Annotated in this window: 10 protein-coding genes and 4 pseudogenes; 9 read left to right on the top strand and 5 right to left on the bottom strand. The window is 49.1% G+C overall.

Translation table 11 applies throughout. The features are described 5' to 3' along the window. Positions 1-112 precede the first annotated feature (112 nt). The 7 genes from argS to V5T57_RS17390 all read left to right on the top strand — a co-directional run bounded on the left by argS (position 113) and on the right by V5T57_RS17390 (position 13,535). Positions 113-1,840 (top strand): arginine--tRNA ligase, encoded by a 1,728-nt coding sequence (gene argS / locus V5T57_RS17360; protein WP_332892517.1) that lies wholly within the window; start codon positions 113-115, stop codon positions 1,838-1,840. Beyond that, positions 1,837-2,898 (top strand): SPOR domain-containing protein, encoded by a 1,062-nt coding sequence (locus V5T57_RS17365; protein ID WP_332892518.1) that lies wholly within the window; start codon positions 1,837-1,839, stop codon positions 2,896-2,898. The genes argS and V5T57_RS17365 overlap by 4 nt, the downstream gene beginning before the upstream one ends. An 860-nt stretch (positions 2,899-3,758) precedes the next feature. Beyond that, positions 3,759-8,297, top strand: coding sequence for a glutamate synthase large subunit (gene gltB, locus V5T57_RS17370; RefSeq protein ID WP_332892519.1), 4,539 nt, complete (start codon positions 3,759-3,761; stop codon positions 8,295-8,297). After that, a complete protein-coding gene (locus V5T57_RS17375) occupies positions 8,290-9,738 on the top strand; it encodes a glutamate synthase subunit beta (RefSeq protein WP_332892520.1) in 1,449 nt (482 codons plus the stop codon). The genes gltB and V5T57_RS17375 overlap by 8 nt, the downstream gene beginning before the upstream one ends. Before the next feature lie 132 nt (positions 9,739-9,870). Continuing rightward, positions 9,871-10,761 (top strand): tetratricopeptide repeat protein, encoded by an 891-nt coding sequence (locus V5T57_RS17380; protein WP_332892521.1) that lies wholly within the window; start codon positions 9,871-9,873, stop codon positions 10,759-10,761. Positions 10,762-10,769: 8 nt separating this feature from the next. Further along, entirely contained in the window at positions 10,770-11,861 is a 1,092-nt protein-coding gene (locus V5T57_RS17385; RefSeq protein WP_332892522.1) for a DegT/DnrJ/EryC1/StrS family aminotransferase, read from the top strand. Positions 11,862-11,870: 9 nt separating this feature from the next. Next, the gene (locus tag V5T57_RS17390; RefSeq protein ID WP_332892523.1) at positions 11,871-13,535 is read left to right on the top strand and encodes an adenylate/guanylate cyclase domain-containing protein; all 1,665 of its coding nucleotides are present in this window, start codon (positions 11,871-11,873) and stop codon (positions 13,533-13,535) included. 126 nt (positions 13,536-13,661) lie between these two features. Here the strand turns inward: V5T57_RS17390 and V5T57_RS21015 are convergent. Continuing rightward, positions 13,662-14,195 (bottom strand): annotated as a pseudogene (locus V5T57_RS21015) (IS630 family transposase). A 922-nt stretch (positions 14,196-15,117) separates the two neighbouring features. On the opposite strand from V5T57_RS21015, the pseudogene V5T57_RS17395 reads away from it, so the two are divergent. Continuing rightward, a pseudogene (locus tag V5T57_RS17395) lies at positions 15,118-15,285 on the top strand (integrase core domain-containing protein); the annotation flags it as partial. Positions 15,286-15,942: 657 nt separating this feature from the next. Here V5T57_RS17395 and V5T57_RS17400 read toward each other — a convergent pair. The 3 genes and pseudogenes from V5T57_RS17400 to V5T57_RS17410 all read right to left on the bottom strand — a co-directional run bounded on the left by V5T57_RS17400 (position 15,943) and on the right by V5T57_RS17410 (position 18,309). Next, positions 15,943-16,302 carry a hypothetical protein gene (locus V5T57_RS17400; RefSeq protein ID WP_332892524.1) on the bottom strand — a complete coding sequence of 120 codons (360 nt, stop codon included), beginning with the start codon at positions 16,300-16,302 and terminating at the stop codon, positions 15,943-15,945. Between the two features lie 114 nt (positions 16,303-16,416). Then, positions 16,417-17,554 (bottom strand): annotated as a pseudogene (locus tag V5T57_RS17405) (IS3 family transposase). Between the two features lie 452 nt (positions 17,555-18,006). Beyond that, positions 18,007-18,309, bottom strand: coding sequence for a hypothetical protein (locus tag V5T57_RS17410; protein ID WP_332892525.1), 303 nt, complete (start codon positions 18,307-18,309; stop codon positions 18,007-18,009). Positions 18,310-19,131: 822 nt separating this feature from the next. Here V5T57_RS17410 and V5T57_RS17415 point away from each other — a divergent pair. Next, entirely contained in the window at positions 19,132-19,419 is a 288-nt protein-coding gene (locus tag V5T57_RS17415) for a hypothetical protein (RefSeq protein WP_332892526.1), read from the top strand. 344 nt (positions 19,420-19,763) lie between these two features. Here V5T57_RS17415 and V5T57_RS17420 read toward each other — a convergent pair. After that, positions 19,764-20,670: pseudogene (locus tag V5T57_RS17420) on the bottom strand (hypothetical protein); the annotation flags it as partial.

Below are 20,670 nucleotides of genomic sequence, written 5' to 3' on the forward strand. Positions count from 1 at the left end.
CAGAGGTAAGTTATGCGGTTCGATTCCTGTTTATGAACATCTGCCCGCTTGCGGGGCTGATCATAGAGTGGAATGGGGCCATTTTAAAGTACCTAAATGAGTGGAAAAAGCCATGCGGCAGAGCATTGAACAGTTGATGGAACAGGCACTGAACACCCTACAGGCTGAAGGCGTACTTCCCGCCGACTGTCCGAGACGGGGTATTAAGGTGGAACGCCCGAAGGATAAAACCCATGGCGATTTTTCCATCAATGCAGCCATGGTGCTGGCTAAGCAGGCCCGTATGAAGCCGAGAGACTTGGCCCAGAAAATGGTGGATGCCCTGCCAGCGGAACAAAGTGTTGTTGAACGGCATGAGATTGCGGGTCCCGGTTTTATCAATTTTTATGTGACCCCCCAGCGTCTGCGTGGGGTGATTACAGATGTGCTGAAAATCGGCGGCAGTTATGGCCGGGGGGCAGTGGGTGCTGGGCAAAAAATGCTGGTAGAGTTTGTCTCCGCCAACCCCACAGGTCCCATGCATGTAGGCCACGGGCGGGGTGCAGTGACTGGCGACGTTTTGGCACGCATTCTGGAATGTGCAGGGTATACGGTCGAGCGTGAATACTATTTGAACGATGCTGGGGTGCAGGTTCAGGTGTTAGGTCGTTCGGTTATGTTGCGCTATCGCGGACTGTTTGGTGAAGAGGTGACGATTCCTGAAGGGTGTTACCCCGGTGAGTACGTCGTCGATATCGCCCGTGCACTTAAGGAAAAAGATCAAGATAAATGGCTTGAGGTTGCCAAAGCTGAGCCCGATGAATATCCCCGTGAGATGCTTGAGTTTGCGATGGATAAGGTGCTGACCTGGATCCGTGCAGATTTGGCCTTATTGGATATTCATTTTGACAACTGGTTTTCTGAGTATGCGCTGCATGAAGAGAAGCGTATTGACCACGCCCTAGAGGTGCTGGATCAGAAAAACTGTCTCTATGAAGGGGTTTTGGAACCACCCAAAGGTAAACAACCGGATGATTGGGAGCCGCGCCCACAGTTGCTCTTTAAGGCAACAGATTTTGGGGACGAAGTTGACCGTGCCCTGAAAAAGAGTGATGGCAGCTATACCTACTTTGCTGCGGATGTCGCCTACCACTTGAACAAAGCTGAGCGTGGCTTTGATCGTTTGGTGAATATTTGGGGGGCAGACCATGGTGGTTACATAAAGCGGGTTCAGGCTGCGTTGGGGGCCCTGACGGATAAAAAAGATCTGCTGGATGTGCTGTTGGTGCAGATGGTTAACCTTACCCGTGGTGGTGAGCCCGTTAAAATGTCCAAGCGGGCAGGGACCTTTGTTACCCTGGAAGAGGTGGTGAACGCCACCAGTTCTGATGCGGTACGTTTTTGGTTTATGAGCCGGGGTAGTGGTGCCAGCTTAGATTTTGATTTGGATCTGGCCGTAGCTCAGAGTAACGATAATCCCGTCTATTATGTTCAGTATGCCCATGCGCGGATCTGTTCATTATGGGAGAAAGCCCGAAATGAGGGTGTTACACTGGATGAAGGTGCCTTATCAGACGTGGATCTTTCCACACTGACAGAAGAGGCTGAGTGGGATCTGATTCGGAAAATGGATCAATTCCCAGATGCGGTGGTGTCAGCCGCTATGCATCAAGAGCCTCATCGTATTCCTTACTATTTGTTGGACCTAGCGGCGGCCTTTCATACCTACTACAACGGCCATCGTATTATGGGTATAGAGCCGGGCATTCGAGATGCCCGTTTGGTGTTGATTACAGCAGTACGTCAGGTCCTGGCTAATGGACTGAATCTGCTGGGTGTTACACAACCGGAGTCGATGTGAACCCACGTTATCCTGCATCGCGGCGCTACCGTCGCCACCAATCCAGTGTACCTAAGCCAGCAGTTTTGCTGATGGCGGGGGTATGTGTACTGGTGGCTGGCTGGCTGGTTTGGCCAAAAGCTGAAACCTCTGTGGAATCCCCACAGGCCCAGGTTGCAGAACCTGTTCAGCAGCCTGAGACCAAGCAGGTGCCCCCTGTTGAGCCCGCTGTGGTTGAGGCGGAGGATGATGTGGTACGCACGGTTCAGACGCCAGCAGAGCTGAAGGTTGAAACCGCTAAAGAGCCAGAGCCTGTCGAAGAGGTGGATGCTGAACCGGCACCACTGCCTTCACCGGCCCCAGCTAAACGGGACCCCAACGCTAAAAGAGTGCTGGTCTCCGTGTCCGAGGAGGATGTTGAGCCCGGTAAGCGGGATGTTGAGTTTCAGTTTTATAAAGGGTTGATTGAACACCGTGTGGTGCTGCCGGGTGATCAAGGGCAAAAAGGGATGCGGACGGCGCTTTCCAAGCGGCCTGCCAATCATGCTGTACCAGATTTCAGCGCCATTCAATCCGCTGTGTTAAAAACGGTGGCAGCTAAGCGCCCTGTTGATAAGAAGAGTCAAAAGAGCAAGTTTAAGCCCCGCAGTGAAGCACAAAATCGTACGGCTGAGGCGTGGAGCCCCGCCAAATCCATACGTTATGCCCGTAACCTTCAGGCGATGGCTATGGGGGCTAGGCAGGGTCCGTCAGCGGCCGTGCAGGGATATTTGAAGCGTCATGATGAGGCTGCGCAGCGCAAAGTAAGTCCCAGGATCTCAACGCCAGTCATGTCCCGCAGCGGTATGTTTGCGGTTCAGGTTGCAGCGTTTAACCGTTATGAACAGGCGCAAAAACTTCTGGGCCGCTTGATGCGTCAAGGTGAGCAAGCGCGTATTTTGCCGGGCAAAATTAATGGTGCACCTGTCTACCGTGTGCGGGTCGGTCCTTTTAGAACACGTACTGATGCCAACAATACGGCGCGTCGCTGGCAGGTGAAAGGTCTCTCAGCCATGGTCACGCGGCATGTGCCAGGTTAATGGATATGAATAGAATGTAAAAAAAGCCCTCTGTTTTCAGAGGGTTTTTTTGTGGGGTTGTGTCTGTTGTGAGTGAGGTTCTCTTGGCTTTTCGGCCTAGGGGGAAAAGAAATGGTGTGGATGCTGGCATCTGGCTGTTCCAGCTCTGGTTATTTTATCCGGTGGCCTGCTGGTTGGATGAGGCCCTTTGCTCAGGGCTTATGGTGTTCGGGTCGTGTTGGGTATCTATAGTAGCAGGGGCAGGCGGGATGATTGTAAAAAAGGGCTTTGGCTTCTGTGGTTCACCGATCGATTCTGTAGGCATGGTTTAGATGGACCGAGGGAGGCTGATGCCGCATGGGGGGGGAGGGAAGCCCGTTTTTGTATAGGTTCTCTATATAAGCTGCTGTTTGGTTAAGAAGAAGCGTGTCGTCAGGCTCCTGTATTTGTAACAGTTTGAGCCTTGCTCTGCTGTAGAAGCTCTATGCGAAGCCCTGTGTTGTCTTAAAAAAGCGCTAAAAAATAATCGCTAAACCCTAAAAGCATTGGGGTTTAGTGGGTATAGCAAATAAAATTGACAAAAATGTAAAAAATGCGCATAATCCTCTCCTTTTCGGGGTATCCCTTCGGGGTGGCCCGTCCCTTATGGCCTGTTTGCATCTTTTGGTTAAATGACAGGCCCACCCTGTGTACCGAATTCGCCATCGAAAACCCGACCAAGTAAGTAACGGGATCGAAAAAGAAGCCGTCTCGGTGCTGTATTCCTGTGCTGTGGGGCCAGGTTTCAAACGATGGGTATAGGGTAGCTTAATGTTCCCTTTTCTGGGGCCGTGGGTCTTTGATCCGCGTCAGGTGTAAACCTATCAAGTTGGGAAAACAATATGATCCAATCCGGCTTGCCGAAACAGACAGGATTGTACGATCCAAGCTTCGAACATGACGCCTGTGGCGTTGGTTTTGTGGCGGATGTTAAAGGTCGTCAATCTCATGAGATCGTCAGCATGGGGCTTAAGCTCCTGGTTAACCTGACCCACCGTGGTGCAGCTGGGGCCGACCCGCTGACGGGTGATGGTGCAGGTATCTTGGTGCAGATGCCTGACGCCATGCTGCGTGAACTCTGCCCTGATCTTAATATCGACCTACCCGAAGTGGGTGCGTACGGTGTGGGCATGGTCTTCCTGCCTAAAGAGACTTCACTGCGTGAATCGATCCAGCGTCACATTGAAAAAGTGATTATGGAAGAGGAGCAGGTGGTTTTAGGTTGGCGCGATGTACCTATTACTAAGGGTGCACGTATCGGCTATACCGCCAAAGAGACGGAGCCTCTGGTCCGTCAGGTCTTTGTGGCGGCACGTAACAAGCCTGCTGATGCTGATCCCGATTGGTTGGAGCGTAAGCTCTATATCATTCGTCAGCGTATTGAAAACACCGTGCGCGACTATGGCATGGAAGAGCTGAGCTCTTTTGATGTGCCAAGTTTCTCCAGCCGCTCGTTGCTCTATAAGGGTATGTTCCTGGCTGACCAGGTGGAGGACTACTATCTGGACCTTAAAAATCCAGCTATGGTCTCTGCTTTTTCGTTGGTCCACCAGCGTTACTCGACCAACACATTCCCCACGTGGGGTTTGGCGCAGCCTTTCCGGATGATCGCCCATAATGGTGAGATCAACACAGTTCGTGGCAACATCAACTGGATGCGTGCCCGTGAAGCGGCTCTGAGCCACCCCAGTTTTGGGGACGATCTGAAAAAGCTCTTCCCGGTTATTCCTGAGGGGCTCTCTGACTCCGCAGCTTTTGACCGTGCGCTGGAGTTCTTGGTTCTCTCTGGCCGTACTTTGCCTCAGGCCATGATGATGTTGATTCCCGAAGCGTGGGAAAATCATCAACAAATGGATCCAGAGCTTAAAGGGTTCTATGAGTACCATGCCTCCATGATGGAGCCTTGGGACGGACCTGCTGCGGTAGCCTTTACCGATGGTCGTACCATTGGTGCCACGCTGGACCGCAATGGCTTGCGCCCTGCACGTTATCAGGTCACCAAAGGCGGCCTGTGTGTCATGGCTTCTGAAGCTGGTACCGTGACCTTCCCCCCTGAAGAGATTGAGTATAATGGCCGTTTGCAACCCGGCCGTATGTTTGTCATCGATCTGGAGCAGGGACGCATCATTGAAGATGATGAGGTCAAGAGCCAAATCCTGGATGGTAAATCTTACCGTCAGTGGGTTGAGGATGGTTTGATTGACCTGGACGATATGGATGCTGGCGATGAGACTAAAGAAGAGTCTGAAAAGCTAGGCACCCTGCATAAGGTCTATGGGTATACCGAAGAGGATCTTCATCAGCTCATGGGCCCTATGGCGCTGGGTGGTGCAGAACCGACCGGCTCTATGGGTAATGATGCGGCTCTGGCGGTTCTATCCAGCCAGAATAAGCCACTGTTTAATTACTTTAAACAGCTCTTCGCACAGGTGACCAACCCTCCCATCGATCCGATTCGTGAAGAGTTGGTAATGAGTCTGTACAACCAGTTGGGACCTGCGGGTAACCTGCTGGATGAGTCAGCCAGTCATGTGAACCGCATCCGGCTGATGCAGCCTGTGATTGATAATACACAGCTGGAAAAAATTCGTGCAGCCAACGTTAAAAACCTGAATGCACGTACCTTCTCCACGCTGTTCCCTGTGGATGCCGATATCTCTTTGGATGACAGCCTTAGTCGTCTATTTGATCAGGTCTCCACGGCAGTTGAGGATGGGGTGAACCTGATTATCCTATCTGATCGTGGTGCTGGTAAAGATTCTGCACCACTGCCGATCCTATTGGCGACGGCTGGTGTGCATCACCACCTGACCCGAGCAGGCACCCGCAGTAAGGTAAGTATCATCGTTGAGAGTGCGGAAGTACGTGAAGTCTTCCATTTTGCTCTGCTGGTTGGTTATGGCGCCAGTGCGGTGAACCCCTATCTGGCCATCTGCACCTTGGCTGACTTGTGTGAGAAGGATCTCTTCCCACCCGAGATCACCCCTGATGTTGCCTTTAAGAACTTCGTGAAAGCTGTAGATAAAGGCTTGATGAAGATCTTTTCTAAGATGGGTATCTCCACTCTGCAAAGCTATAGTGGAGCCCAGATCTTTGAAGCGGTTGGTCTGGCCAAGTCTGTGGTTGGTCGCTACTTCACCGGTACGGTCTCTCGTATTGAAGGCGCCGATATGGTGGCCATCAAAGAAGAGGTGATGCGTAAGCATCGTCTGGCTTATTCAGACAATGTCATCGCGCTCAACCAGTTGGAAGTTGGCGGTGAGTACAAGTTCCGTCATGGGGGGGAAGCCCACCTCTGGACGCCGGAGAATATCTCTAAGCTCCAGCACTCAACCCGTGAGAACAACTACGAGACCTATAAGGCTTTTGCGCGTACCATTAATGAGCAAACCAAAAGCCTGTGTACCCTGCGTGGCCTGTTCCGTCTGAAAAAAGCAGCCCAACCTGTACCTTTGGATGAGGTTGAGCCCGCTTCTGAGATCGTTAAGCGTTTTGTTACCGGGGCTATGTCCTACGGTTCGATCTCTAAAGAGGCCCATGAAACGCTGGCCATTGCCATGAACCGTATTGGTGGTATGTCCAATACAGGGGAAGGGGGTGAAGATCCAGAGCGTTTCTCACCTCGCCCCAATGGTGACAATGCCCGTAGCGCCATTAAACAGGTGGCTTCAGGTCGTTTTGGTGTGTCCAGCCACTATCTGGTTAACTCCGATGAAATGCAGATTAAGATCGCCCAGGGCGCTAAGCCTGGTGAGGGTGGTCAGCTGCCTGGTCATAAAGTGAATGAGGTGATTGCGCGAACCCGGAACACCACACCTGGTGTGACCTTGATTTCGCCACCTCCTCACCATGACATCTACTCTATTGAGGATTTGGCTCAGCTCATTTTTGATCTGAAAAATGTCAATCCTGATGGGCGCGTGTCGGTTAAACTGGTTTCTGAAGTCGGTGTTGGTACCGTTGCAGCCGGTGTCTCTAAGGGTCATGCAGATATGATTCTTATTGCGGGTCATGATGGTGGTACCGGGGCTAGCCCTGTGAGCTCCATCAAGCATGCGGGTGTGCCTTGGGAGCTTGGCTTGGCCGAGACCCAGCAGACTTTGGTGCTCAATGATCTACGTGGCCGTGTGCGTCTACAGGTCGATGGTCAGTTGCGCACAGGCCGTGATGTCATCATCGGCGCCCTTTTGGGTGCGGAAGAGTTTGGCTTTGCCACCGGCCCGTTGGTGGTTGAAGGGTGCATTATGATGCGTAAATGCCACCTGGGTACCTGCCCAGTTGGTATTGCCACGCAAGATTTAGAGCTGCGTAAGAAGTTCTCTGGTCAGCCCCAGCATGTGGTGAACTACTTCTTCTTTATTGCCAATGAAGTTCGTGAGCGTATGGCGGCTATGGGCTTCCGTAAGCTGGATGATATGATTGGCCGGGTTGATCGTTTGGAAGCCCGTGATGCCATTGACCACTTCAAAGCTAAAGGGTTGGATTTCTCCAATATCCTTAAGCAGCCTGATGTGCCTTCACGGATCGCAACCCGTTACGTTCAGGCTCAAGATCATGGCATTGATAAGGTCTTGGATCACAAGCTTCTGGAGTTGGCTGAGATTGCATTTGAAACGCGGGAGCCGATTCAGATCCACTTGCCCATTCACAACACCGACCGTACGGTCGGTGCCATGTTGGGTGGTGAGATCTCCAAGCGTTTTGGAGCGGAAGGTCTGCCAGAAGATACCATTCAATGCCACTTCACCGGTGTAGCCGGGCAGAGCTTTGGTGTCTTTAATGTTGCGGGTGTCTCGTTGCATCTGACAGGTGCGGCCAATGACTATGTCTGTAAGGGCATGTCTGGTGGTCGTGTGGTGGTTAAACCCCACCCAGGGTCAGATATTGTGCCCGAAGAAAACATCATTGCAGGCAATACCATCCTCTACGGTGCCATCAAAGGTGAAGCGTACTTCCGTGGTAAAGTGGGTGAGCGCTTTGCTGTACGGAACTCTGGTGCTGAAGCGGTTGTTGAAGGTACCGGAGACCACGGTTGTGAGTACATGACCGGTGGTACGGTGGTTGTGCTGGGTGAGACAGGACGTAACTTCGCGGCGGGTATGAGCGGTGGTGTGGCGTTTGTCTACGATGCCAAAGGTGAATTTACTGAGCTGTGCAACCCCGCTATGGTTGGGTTGGAGAGTGTCGAAGCGGTGGAAGATCAAGCCAAACTCAAAGGGTTGATTGAAAGCCACGTTAAGTACACCCAAAGTACCGTTGGCCAAAACATTTTGGACAACTGGTTTGACGCGTTGGGCAAGTTTGTTAAGGTTATGCCCCATGAGTACAAGCGTGTACTGAATGAGATGAAGCAGCAGCAGGAGAAAGTGGCCAATGGGTAAGATCTCAGGGTTCATGGAGTTCGAGCGTGAGCTGCCCGAAAAGCGGCCCGTTGCCGAACGTATTAAAGACAGCAAAGAGCTTTATAAGGATTTTCCTGAAGCGTCTTTGCGTGCACAGGCATCTCGTTGCATGGATTGTGGCATTCCTTTTTGCCACAACGGCTGCACCCTGTGTAACCTGATTCCCGACTGGAATGATTCGGTCTATCAAGGTCGCTGGGAAGATGCCAGTAATGCCATGCACCGCACCAATAACTTCCCAGAGTTTACAGGTCGTATCTGTCCTGCACTGTGTGAAGCCAGTTGCGTAGTGGGTATTAATGGCGAAGCTGTCGCCATCCGCGAAATTGAAAAGACCATCTCAGAAAAAGGTTGGGAAGAGGGGTATATCAAACCTCTTAAGCCTTTGGCTAAAACTGGGAAAACCGTTTCAATTGTTGGTTCTGGTCCTGCAGGTATGGCCTGTGCCCAACAACTTACCCGTGCTGGTCATGACGTGACTCTGTATGAAAAAAATGAGTCCGTGGGTGGATTGTTGCGGTTTGGTATTCCTGACTTCAAGCTGGAAAAAGAGGTGGTTGAACGCCGCGTCGGCCAGATGAAAGAGGAAGGTCTGACCATTAAAACCGGTGTCAATGTTGGTGTTGATCTGACGGTTGAGCAGCTGCGTAAAGAGAACGACGCGGTTGTACTCACCGGTGGTGCTGAACAACCTCGTAATCTTCCCATTGAAGGGCGGGAGCTTAACGGGATCCATTTTGCGATGGATTTCTTGGCTCAGCAAAACCGTCGTGTTGCGGGTCGTTCCATTGAGGCCGATTCTGTCATCCATGCCGCGGGTAAACGCGTGGTGGTGATTGGTGGTGGTGATACCGGTTCTGACTGTGTGGGTACCTCAAACCGCCACGGTGCGGTAAGTGTGACACAGTTGGAGTTACTCCCTAAGCCGCCTCGTGACCGTGCGGATGAGACGCCTTGGCCCAATTGGCCACATATGCTGCGTACCTCAACCTCTCATGAAGAGGGGTGTGACCGCATGTGGTCGATCCTTACCAAGAAGTTTGAGGGGGATGCTGAGGGTAACCTTAAGCGTTTGCACTGCGTCAAACTGCGCTGGATTGAGCAGGAAGATGGCAGCCGCCCACAGATGGAAGAGATCCCTGGCAGCGAATTTGTACTGGAAGCTGACTTGGTCTTGCTGGCCATGGGTTTTCTTGGCCCGGTAAAGTCAGGCTTGGTGGATGCCTTGGGTGTGGATCTGGATGCACGTGGTAATGTCAAAGTTGGAGAAGATTTCCAGACCAGTGAGGCGGGTGTTTTTGCCGCTGGTGACATGGCAACGGGTCAATCCTTAGTGCTCAGATGTATTTCCGGTGGCCGTAAAGCGGCCCGTAGCGTGGACGCTTTCTTACGCGGTGGGGAATCCATTTTGGAAGATTAATCTTCCATTAGAAGTGATCTTTAAAAAAAAAACGGCCCCTTGTGGGCCGTTTTTTTTGCAATAGAAACAGGGTGGATATGGTCAAAACAGAGTAAGGTAGTTTTTATTGTACTCATTTTTGGGGGGATGTTGGTGCGTCTATTTTTGTTTTTACTCCTGTTGCTCTTATCCCCTGCACTGCATGCCGCGAATGTAACCACCATGCGCGATGCCATGATGTTGGGTAACCATGCCTACAAAAAAGGCCAAATTACTCAAGCGGATAAGCATTTTAGCCAAGCTTTTAAAGATGCAGTCAAGGTTTTTGGACCCATGTCGCAGGAGGTGTTTAGAATTTTGCCCCGTTTGGCCAATATTAAATTTTTATTAGATAAAGATATTCAGGGTGAGGCCCTTTTAAGAAATTACCTCTATATCAGTAAAAAGTGGTATGCCGACCGCCCCTTGGCCATGGCGATGGCCAAAACCCGTGTTGCTGAACTGTATGTGGTGAAAAAAGACTATATTAAGGCCGCACAAATAAGCGGAGAGGCCATAGAAACCATGGTGGCCAAAATTGGACTTGATCATCCTAATGTGACCCAAGCTATTGATCGACATGGCAGCCATTTAAACCAAACAAAACAGTTTAAAAAATCGGAAAAGCTGTTAAGCAAAGTGTTGATTCAGGTGGAAAAGAGATCTGGGAAAGTTCATTTTATCCGGGGTAAACTCTTGATGACCTTGGGGGACTCCTCCATGGGGCAAGGGCATGTTTCCAAGGCGCTAGCACGTTATAAAGAGGCGCATGATATTCGGGTAGAGCTTTACGGTTATGAGCATATTGAAACACTCTCTGCTACGAGCCGTTTAATTGATGCTGGGTTGGCCATGGGGCAGCATGAGGCTATGCGTCCACATTTACTCAAAGGTTTGGCCATGGCCCGTAAGCTTTATTCCGAGAAAAACCCCATGGTAAAGAGATTTAAAAAACGTTTAAAGCAGCTCAATAGACAACAACGGACCAAAGAAGTGGCTATTTAGGATATACCATGTCGCAACGCCCGATCTCTGTTTGGAATATTGATATTGGTTCCCATGCTGCACAGGCTGTGGCTCAAGCGGTGGAGAACCGTCAAATCAGTCAAGGTCAATTGACCCGCTCTTTTGAACAGCAATTGGCGGATCTATTGGGCGTTAAGCATGTGTTTTGTACCACAAGTGGTACCAATGCTTTAATGATGGCACTGATCCAAATGGGGGTGGGGTGTGGGGATGAAGTGATTGTTCCTGCTATGAGCTGGGTGGCGACAGCCAACGCACCACGGATGCTTGGGGCACGCGTGGTCTTGGTCGATGTCGAACCTGACCGCCCTGTGATGAATATACAAAAATTGGAAGAGGCTATTACACCCCGTACCAAAGCGATTCTTCCTGTGCATCTAAATGGTATAGCGACGGATATGGAGCCATTAATGTTCATAGCCCGCGCCTATGATGTCGGTGTGGTGGAGGACGCGTGCCAAGCCATTCTGGGCCAGCATAAGGGCCAGAGCTTGGGTAGCTTTGGGCGTTTTGGGGCGTTTAGTCTGGGGCTGGCAAAAATGCTAACGACAGGGCAAGGTGGTTTGCTGGTTTGTCAAAATGATGAAGATGCTGCATGTATTGAATCCATCCGTAATCAAGGTCAGACAGGAGGGGTGTTGGGCGAGAAGATGGAACGGCTGGGGGGGAATTTTAAATTTAATGATCTGCTTGCTGCCATTGGATTGGTCCAATTGCCGGTATTACCGTCCAGAGTTAAACATCATCTGGCGATACAAAGGGCCTATGAAAAAGGGTTGGTAGGGGTAACGGGGTTAAAGCCCATTTCGGCCAATCCTGATGCGGGTGAGCACCCCCTTCGTGCTGAGTGGTGGTGTGAAAAGCGTGATGAGCTGATATCAAGATTGGCAGGGCAGGGGATTGAGGTTGCGGCGCGTAGCACGGGGTTGCATCGTATTCCGCATATTGCTCAGCAGTTGGATAATCCAGAGTGTTTTCCGAATGCTCAAGCTTACGAAGGCCACTTTATAACGCTCCCCTCAGGTCCTGAGCAGCCTTTAGAAAATATCGACAGGGTCATCAAAGCTATCTGCAGTTAAGGGTATGGTATGATTGCAAAAGTACGTCTGTATAGTGGTCTGGTTCTTATCGTCTTTGTGATCTGTCACTTCAGTAATCATCTTTTAGGGGTTGTCTCGCTGGAGTGGCAGCAGAGTTCAGTCGCTTTTCTCAGTAAACCTTGGAATCAATGGCCTCTTCTCGGGTTATTGCTTACCGCATTTATCGTTCATCCCCTTGCTTCTCTTTATGCCTTGGTACAGCGCAAGAATCTCTCTTTACCGCTCTGGCAATGGGCTCAAACCTTGTTCGGTTTATGCCTTCCTTTTCTTCTTCTTCCCCACCTGCTTCAAGCTTTGGCCTTGACCCATCTTCATGGTGTTGAAGTCAGTTATCCTTTGGTTCAACTCTCATTATGGGTCGCTTTTCCTGAAAAAGGCTGGATGCAGATTTTGTTGTTTATCGTGCTCTGGTTGCATGGGGGGATTGGTCTGTGGTCTTGGTTGCGGTTAAAACCGTATTTTAATGCCTGGCGTGGTTCTTTTTTTATCACGCTATGGTGTTTTCCATTATTGGCCTTGGCTGGTCATATCAGTAGTGGGCAGCAGGTTCGCCGGCACATGGAGACCAGGCCTGAGTGGGCCAACTCGGTCCTCTCAGATGCAGGCTTTGATGTCTCCATGCTCTCAGGTTTTATTGAACAGATTGATGCCATTCAATGGTTAAGTGCTTTGATGGTTTTTTTGGCATTGCTGGTTCCTATAAGTGCCGTTGCCCTAAAACGCCTACGTCAATTACGTGGTATTAGAGTTCGTTATAATGATCATAAAGTGGTGAGCCTGCATGCGGGAGAGACGTTGCTGGATGCCCTGCGAGGGGCACGGATTAAACATCCTAGCCTCTGTGGTGGGCGTGGTCGGTGCTCGACTTGCCGTGTACGTATTGAAGCTGAAACCCCCATACCTAAGGCCGATCAATCCGAGCAGCAGGTCTTAACCCGTATCCATGCCCCGCCGGATGTGCGTCTTGCCTGTCAGTTACGTCCGGATTCTGAACTAAAGCTGTGGTCTTTGTTGCCTGCCGATGTGGGGGCCGATAAGGTTTTGGCCAAGATGGATCAGGACCAGGGTAGAGAGCAGGTTGTTGCTGTACTGTTTGCAGACTTACGTGGTTTTACCCGTTTTTCGGAAAAGCGTCTTCCCTTTGATGTGGTGTTTGTGCTGAACCGCTATTTTGACCAAATGGGTCGTGCCATCGAGGGGCAGGGTGGGTATCTGGATAAGTTTATTGGTGATGGTATTATGGCGCTATTTGGGCTGGATGGTGACTGTAAAAAGGGCTGTCAGCAGGCGTTAAGTGCGGCGGTTGCCATGGGTGCGGCGCTGGAGCAATTAAATACAAATTTGGTTGAGGAGCTGGATGAGCCTTTGAAAATGGGGATCGGTATTCATGTTGGCCCGGTCATTGTTGGCGAGATGGGGTATGGGTCTGCGCGCAAGTTTACAGCTATTGGAGATACTGTGAATACGGCAAGCCGTTTGGAAGGGCTAACCAAACCCCATGATGTGCAATTAATTATCTCCCAAGATGTTGTCCAGGAAGTGGGGCTATGTGTCGCTGCATTTCCCCATAGCTCATTAGCCATACGGGGGCGGGATGAAGCCTTAGATGTTCGGCTTATCAAAAACGCAGCACTTATTAAAAAGAAATCTTAAAAAAACATAATACAGGGCTATTTAGAGACCAATGTAAAATACTTGAAAGCCACCTGGTTCGGTAAACTAAGCTCTCATTTTTGTATTCAAAAGGTGGTGGTTTTCCAGAAACAGTAGATAGTATAGTCACCGCAAACCATAGTTAGACATCATTAATGTTTCTAACGTTGGCAGTGGCACAGTAAACTTTCTACGTTTTTTCAAGACCGCGAATGATTGCTCAATAGGGTTGAGTTCTGGGCTGTACGGGGGAAGCGGAAGAAGTACATGACCATCTCTAGCAAGTATTTCAGCAATCTTCCATTTATTGTGGAAACTGGCATTATCCCTAACAATAACACCGGGCTCCTTTAATTAAGACAATAGCATCTTTTCAATCCATGCCTCAACCAACGGAGCATGACACGAACCCTCAAAGATCATGGGTGTTAACCACACATTACCGCGTTGGGCCATGATCAAGTTGGTTCGTTTACGCTTACTCCCCGTAAAGTCACCATAGATCTTTTCACCCTTTGGTGCCCACGCATGATGGTGAATCACCTCTTCTTCAAATCCGCTTTCATCAAAATAGACTATATTTTTATGACCGTACTGCTGCCAGTGACGATATGTCCACTCATGGCTCTGCTCGGAGAGGATCTTCCACGTGTAGCGGATGCATGATTCCCTTGGCGGAGGGTCTTAGGGGTTTGACCTTCATATCGTGAAGATGAGCCATGCAGGTCAGGCTCTTTGCGCGCGGCTCTTTGCCCTGTATGCATGGGTAAAGGGCCACTTTTTGTGAATAGGGTTCTCTCTTTATCGGAGTGTTATCCAACAGAAATAGGCGGTTGTGCAGGTTTTTGATCATCCATAGTCCCTCCGTTTTTGCCTCGTTAGATCAACAAAATTGTTGGGAAACATCTTTCGTGGTGGTGGTGTGGCCTTGCTGAAACCAGACCATCTCTGCCCACTGTTTTGTGATCTAGGCTTGGGTTGAGGCACAACTTTTCCAGGTTGTTGTGATAGCCCAGTTAACAATGGTCCTTCTTCTCTATTAGGTGCGGGCGTAGCGTGCTGGAAAGAACTTTCCCTGCTAATTGGATAGTCGTATGCGATTTGAACAGGCTGATAGCAATGTGTAAACCATCTGGATAAATGTATTCATGGAGACGGCATTTTCAAGGTTGCAGGATTTCTTGGCATATTGAAGCGTTGCCGGTCGTCTTCAATTTGTTCTTCTATGTCTCCTGGAAAAGTGTCAGGATTTGTATCAATAAGGTGTAGGCAAGCCTTGGTCTCTTCACCATTGTATGGACCAAAGCAGCACCGTTGATACTTTGGGACCCAGATTCCACCAACATCAAAGCATCCATTTTGATAAGCTGTTTGCTTGGAATTTTGGATCTTGGCAGAATGAGATATTCATTATAAACCCCATAATCATGAAAAACTAAATAGAGATAACAGAGTGATGATGATGATCTTTAGTGGTTTAATCATGGCTTTATCCATCTTATGCAGATGTTTATGAAAGGGTGGGAGGGGCGTGACCCCTCCCACCCTTTCATATCAGTATTTCTTGTTGATCCCATTGACTCGGTATAACCGGACAGTTCGCTACGATTGGCTCAGTCAGCACCTGTTCACGTCAATCAATAAAGTCCAAAAGATGGCGACTTCATGGTTATGGAGCTACAATCATAAACGACCGAATATGGCCATCGGTGGCATAACGCCTAAGCAAAAACTGGCTATGGCTGCTTAATTCTACTTTTGAATGCCCCTAAAAATGAGGGGAATACCCATGGATGCATATTAATAAAAAAAATGTAATGAGTACGGAATCCTTTTGAAAAAGGCTCATGTTAAATATTCTCTGTATTAGAGAGTGGGGGGCTCCCCCCACACTGTTTTAATCATTCTGCAGTAGAAAATCCCAGGGTTTTGATGGCAAGCCATGGTCTTTGTGATGTTTTTTGACTCTTTAAAGGCAGGCCATCCGTGTTCAACAACACCCCCCCGTCAATGACAGCATGCCGCTACCAGTCAGTACTTGGGTATTGGTTGGGTGTTCCTCGGCACCTCGCATAGCGATGGCTTTGATCGACAAGCTTTCCGCTTTCATTGTAGAAGCGCTCTGCTGTCGGTGTATCCGGTGTCGGCGTAAAACCCTGTTCGTGGAAATCTTCATACCCACAGTGGAATCCATATGGATTTCTAGAATATGGCTTTAAGCCAGCTTTTCCCTTGAGTGGACCCTCGGCTGCTCGATAGGCAGGATCGTGCTGTGGCCATGGTCTGGATTTCTTTTGTTGATGTAAAATATTCTGTTAATGCCGAAGCGCTATGTTCTTGGCTTGGATAGTCGTACGCGATTTGAAAAGGCTGGTAAGCTATGTGTAAATCATCTGGATAAATCTATTCACGGGGACGGCGTTACCAGGGCCGGTGATTTTCGAGGCATATTGAAGCGAGCCCGTTCTTCTTCAATTTGAATTTCAATATTATCGGGGAATGCGGCAGGATCTTGGTCAATGAGTTCCAGGCACTCCCTTTCTGTCCCTGAGTAGGGGGCAAAACAGCACCGTTCATATTTTTTGACCCACATGCCGCCAGAATCCAAACAGGAATCTATAGCCAGACAGGTGCGTGCACTGTACCAGCTAAACTCATCATGGAAACAGATTTGCAGGATAAATACAGAGGAAAGAATAAACAAAATAATAAGAATAGAGGCCGTGGTTAATTTTAATAATACTACTATTTTTTTCCAATAAATCATTTCTCTCTCCATGGGGCGGCCGGGGATTGAGCATAGTTATAGCCCAGTTTCAGTGGTTCGCCATGGATGCGTGGTGCCCCCCAGTGATGGGGCAACACTTTTCTGGACGGTTTTTTACGCAGAAACTGTGAATGCCAGATCGCACTGTTCAGGGGTCATATAGCCGATGGTTGAATGCTTTCTCTGGCGGTTATAAAAGACCTCGATGTACTCAAAGATGGCCTGCTTAGCCTCTTCACGAGAGTTGAAAACAAAACCTCCGATCAACTCAGTTTTCAATGTGCCAAAAAAGCTCTCCGCTGGTGCGTTATTCCAGCAGTCTCCAAGACGGCTCATGCTTTGGAGATATCCCTTCTCTTTGAGCAGGCCAGTGAAAAGATTAGATGTGTACTGGCTTCCTCTATCGCTATGGACCATTAAGCCTACTGGCGGCCTACGCTTGAAGCAGGCCATTCTTAGGGCGTCCGTTACCAATGATGCCTTCATGTGGTCGGCCATGGACCAGCCCACAACGCTACGTGAGAAAAGGTCTATCCAAACAGCCAGATAGAGCCAGCCTTCTTTGGTCGCAACGTAGGTGATATCGCCCACATATGCCTGATCTGGCCGCTCAGCGGTAAACTCACGGTTCAAGTGGTTTGGCGCTANTGTGGTAATGACCCTGAAGCGACGCTGCGCTTTACACTCCAGACCAAGTTTGCGTTTGATCCTGGCAACTCGCCTCCTACTGACGCGAACACCATGCTCAACCAAACAGCGGTGTATACGCCTGGAGCCGTAGGTTGCTCGGCTTCCATGAAAGATCTCAACGATCATTCCCCTAAAAGCCTGTTTTCTTCTGCCCTGGCCGATTCCCGCCGGTTGAGCCAGTCGTAGTACCCACTCTTGGAGACACCCAATGCGCAGCAAAGATGTTCAACTGAATGGTAACGCCTTTGCTGTTGGATAAAGGCGTACTTTACTGGATGTCCTTGGCAAAGTACGCGGCGGCTTTTTTTAAGATGATTTGCTCTTCTTGTAACCGCGCTAACTCTTTACGCAGTTGCTTGTTCTCATCCTGGAGCGCAACCATCTCAGGTGACTTTCCACCTGCTTTATTGGCCTGCGCTTGTGCTCGCCAGTTGTAAAGATTCTTTGGATTGACATACAATTGCTCAGCAATCTCAGGCACGGATTGATCCGTACTGTTCATCAGCTCAACTGCTCGATCCTTGAACTCTTGGGTATAACGTTTCAACTGTCGTTTGCTCATCAAGACACCTCCTCTATGCGGGAGTCCTATTCTCCCTCAGAATGGGGGTCCAGAAAAGTGTACCCACCTCACAGAGAGGATTCTCCTCCCTGAGTCGTTTGATCAATTGTCGTACCTCCATGGGAACCGGAGGACGACCAGCAGATTGATGGTGGGTTTTGGAGTGCCAGTAGAATTTGAATCCTTGTCGATGCCATTTCAGCACGGTTTCCGGTTTGACGATAACCAACACATCACGCCAGCCTGCCCAGGATCGGGATAGCCACACCCAGAACATTCGGTCCCATCTCGAAAGGTATGGTCTGGATCTGCTTTGTCTATGTAGTAGACCCAACTGGTGTCGAAGTGCTAGATTCTCTCGTATCAGGCAACTTCTTGAATTCATGGTTGAAACAAGCAATTTCCCAGGAAATGGAGTAAACCTACGCCTGATTTAAATGATTTTTTCAAAGTTATGCTCCAGACCTAACAATCAGAACGATGAAAACAACATTCAAAATAAAAAACAGTGCAGCCCCCAGCCATAGACCTGGAAGATAGTTTTTATTTTTTGTTTCAATGGCTTTATGTATCGGAATTATATAGATCAGTTGGACAACTCCAAAAAGAAACGTGACAGGGAAGCCAATAAAGCCTGGAAGATTTCTATCGGTTATCAGCATCAAGAAGAACATTGTGAAAAAATATAAAATATGAGCGGCCACGGCGATTAAGAAACCAAGCCCAATTTTTCTGTATCTGGAGGATATTTCCATTGTTTAACGCTGCTTAGAATATAATTGAAGGGAGATCCTTCGGGGGCGGGGCCCGGAGGATCTTAAGTTATGTTGAAAAGGGATTAGAGGATTATTTCCACCAGTTATCCCCCTTTTTTTGCCTGGATTGCCAAAAGGCATCCCAACCTTCTTCGACGACACCCTCTCGGTCATTTATACCATGCCGCCACCAGTCACTACTCGGGTATTGATTGGGTGTGCCTCCAGTAGACGGATATTGATGAGTGTCATCAATCAGCCTGCCTTGCTGGTCATAAAAGCATTCCGCTGTGGGTCTGCATGGTGAAGGTGTGAAACCTTGTTCGTGAAAACCTTCAGCCCACCATGAAACCAGTCGGCGTTGCCATGGTACTGCTTGTAATTTGGATTATTTCTAGGCGGTGAATTTGGACATCCTTTATGTGCTGCGCGATAGGCTTGATCGTGCTGGAGGTTTTCCCGTTCTGTGTATGAACGTGGCCGTATGTGTTGAAGCCCAAACAGACCCGGGAACATTCCTGGTGGATGCCCCCCCGTCTTTTTCACCTGTTGTGCTGTATGAGCAGAAGGTTGCCTTCGCTTACCTTGGTGACCAGTCCGACGCTTTTGCTGAATCACGTTCTCTGAGATATGCCCTCCCATACCGGATATGGCTCGTCCACGGACAGGAGGCCGGTCCACGCCACTGGGGTGAACCTTTGTCGTTTGGCCTTCACGCTGTGCAAGCTTATTGCGCTGGCCTAACCTTTTCCCTGTAGTACTTGGTCTTTCTTGCAAGGTTTGAAGCGGTCTATTGCGTTTGATGGCACCGGGATTGAGATCATGCCAAGCCCGATCAATCTCTTCCTTAGTGCCATACATCAGCGTGGCCGCATCGGGGGGATTGGGAAAATCCTCTTTGGGGTAGACGATGAACTCATCCTGTTTACTGCGCTTTCTCATTTCATTTACGCCATGTGTCTGGTAGATCAAGAGTCCAATGAGATCGCCACGACTTTTTCCTTGCCCTTCTGGGCGGTCCTGATTACGCTCAGGCTCAATCTGGTGAAGTCATCCGCGTTGCCGCGCGGGTGGGCGAATCTCGCAAAGCAGCGTGCTGACCTAAATTAGTATCCTGCTTTGTGCGATTCCTGAATAAAATAAAAGTTGTAGAAAAGTTCAAGTTATAAGCATGAAATTCATATTCTTGTATACGTTTATATGGAAACGTGAGTGTATTTGGTTTGTTGGTTGTAGGTATCCCTACAAAAATATATGCATTAGATCTTTGTGTTGTTTTTTGGTTAACTGTTTATCTTCTAAAGGACAACAATAAAAAAGATCATATTTTGTTTGGGATGGATAGTTTCTCCTTTTGAGGCGCTAATAACGCGTTCCTATTCAAGAGCCGGTAAATATTACTGAAACGGTGAAGAATCTTGTCATGTCAGCCGTTGTTTAAACCGTTTGTAGCCTCACTTTTTGTACCCGCTATTCGTTTGTTGCATCTCTCTAAACCGGGGGATGCATTTTAGATCGTTCGACGCCCAGTGGTAAGTGGCATCCGAAGGCTCTTTTGCGGCCTGTTCAAGCCAAAAACGGGCCTGCGTAAAGTGATGATTGGGGTTGGCTTCCCAGGCTTGCAAAAGGTGCTGTCGTCCTTTGCTTACTTTGAAGAGCCAGCGTTGGGTGGGGGTGCCTGCATTGGGTTGTTTGATGCTGGGAAGGTTCAAGCCAAGAAGTTCGCGCCCTTGTTGAAAAACCCGGTCAAAAAATGCGTAGTACTCCATCATAAAATGACGGTGTTGCTCACGACTGTTTTGTCTCGCTGCAAGCCACATGAGATGTGAAGCTTGAAACATCTCAGCAGATGTGACGGACTTTAAAATAAACGCTTTCTTCTGTTCGATATTTTTTTGTGGATTATGGTCATAAAAAAGATTGACCACCTCTTTTAAAGGCTCCATGTACTCAACAAAATGAAAATTGCCAACGGTGTACTGTGCAAAACCAAATCCACGAACTACCAATGGCATGCCCCAGTAGAAATCACGTTTTACGCGCTTGGGGTTTAGCTTGAAATCGGTTTGTCCTTTATAAAAGGGCGTATTCATAATCAACATCATGGAAAGAGCAGATGGGTTGCCCGCCTTAGCAGCTTGTTTTATGAGCTGTATGCCCGTATCTCTCTGTATAGCCGTTCCTTTACCTGTATATTTGGCCATGCCTACATAAAAAGTTCCGTACAGATTTCCTTTTTTCATATCCGCATAGGCTTTTTTATAGCGTTTTTGTAAATCCTGCTCTTGGGTGTAAGGAGCTTCTCCATCCAGCATAGCAACCATAGCATCCCATCCATCGCAGGGCGCAGGCATGGTTTTA

It is taken from the genome of Magnetococcus sp. PR-3, from assembly GCF_036689865.1.
Classification (GTDB): Bacteria; Pseudomonadota; Magnetococcia; order Magnetococcales; family Magnetococcaceae; genus Magnetococcus.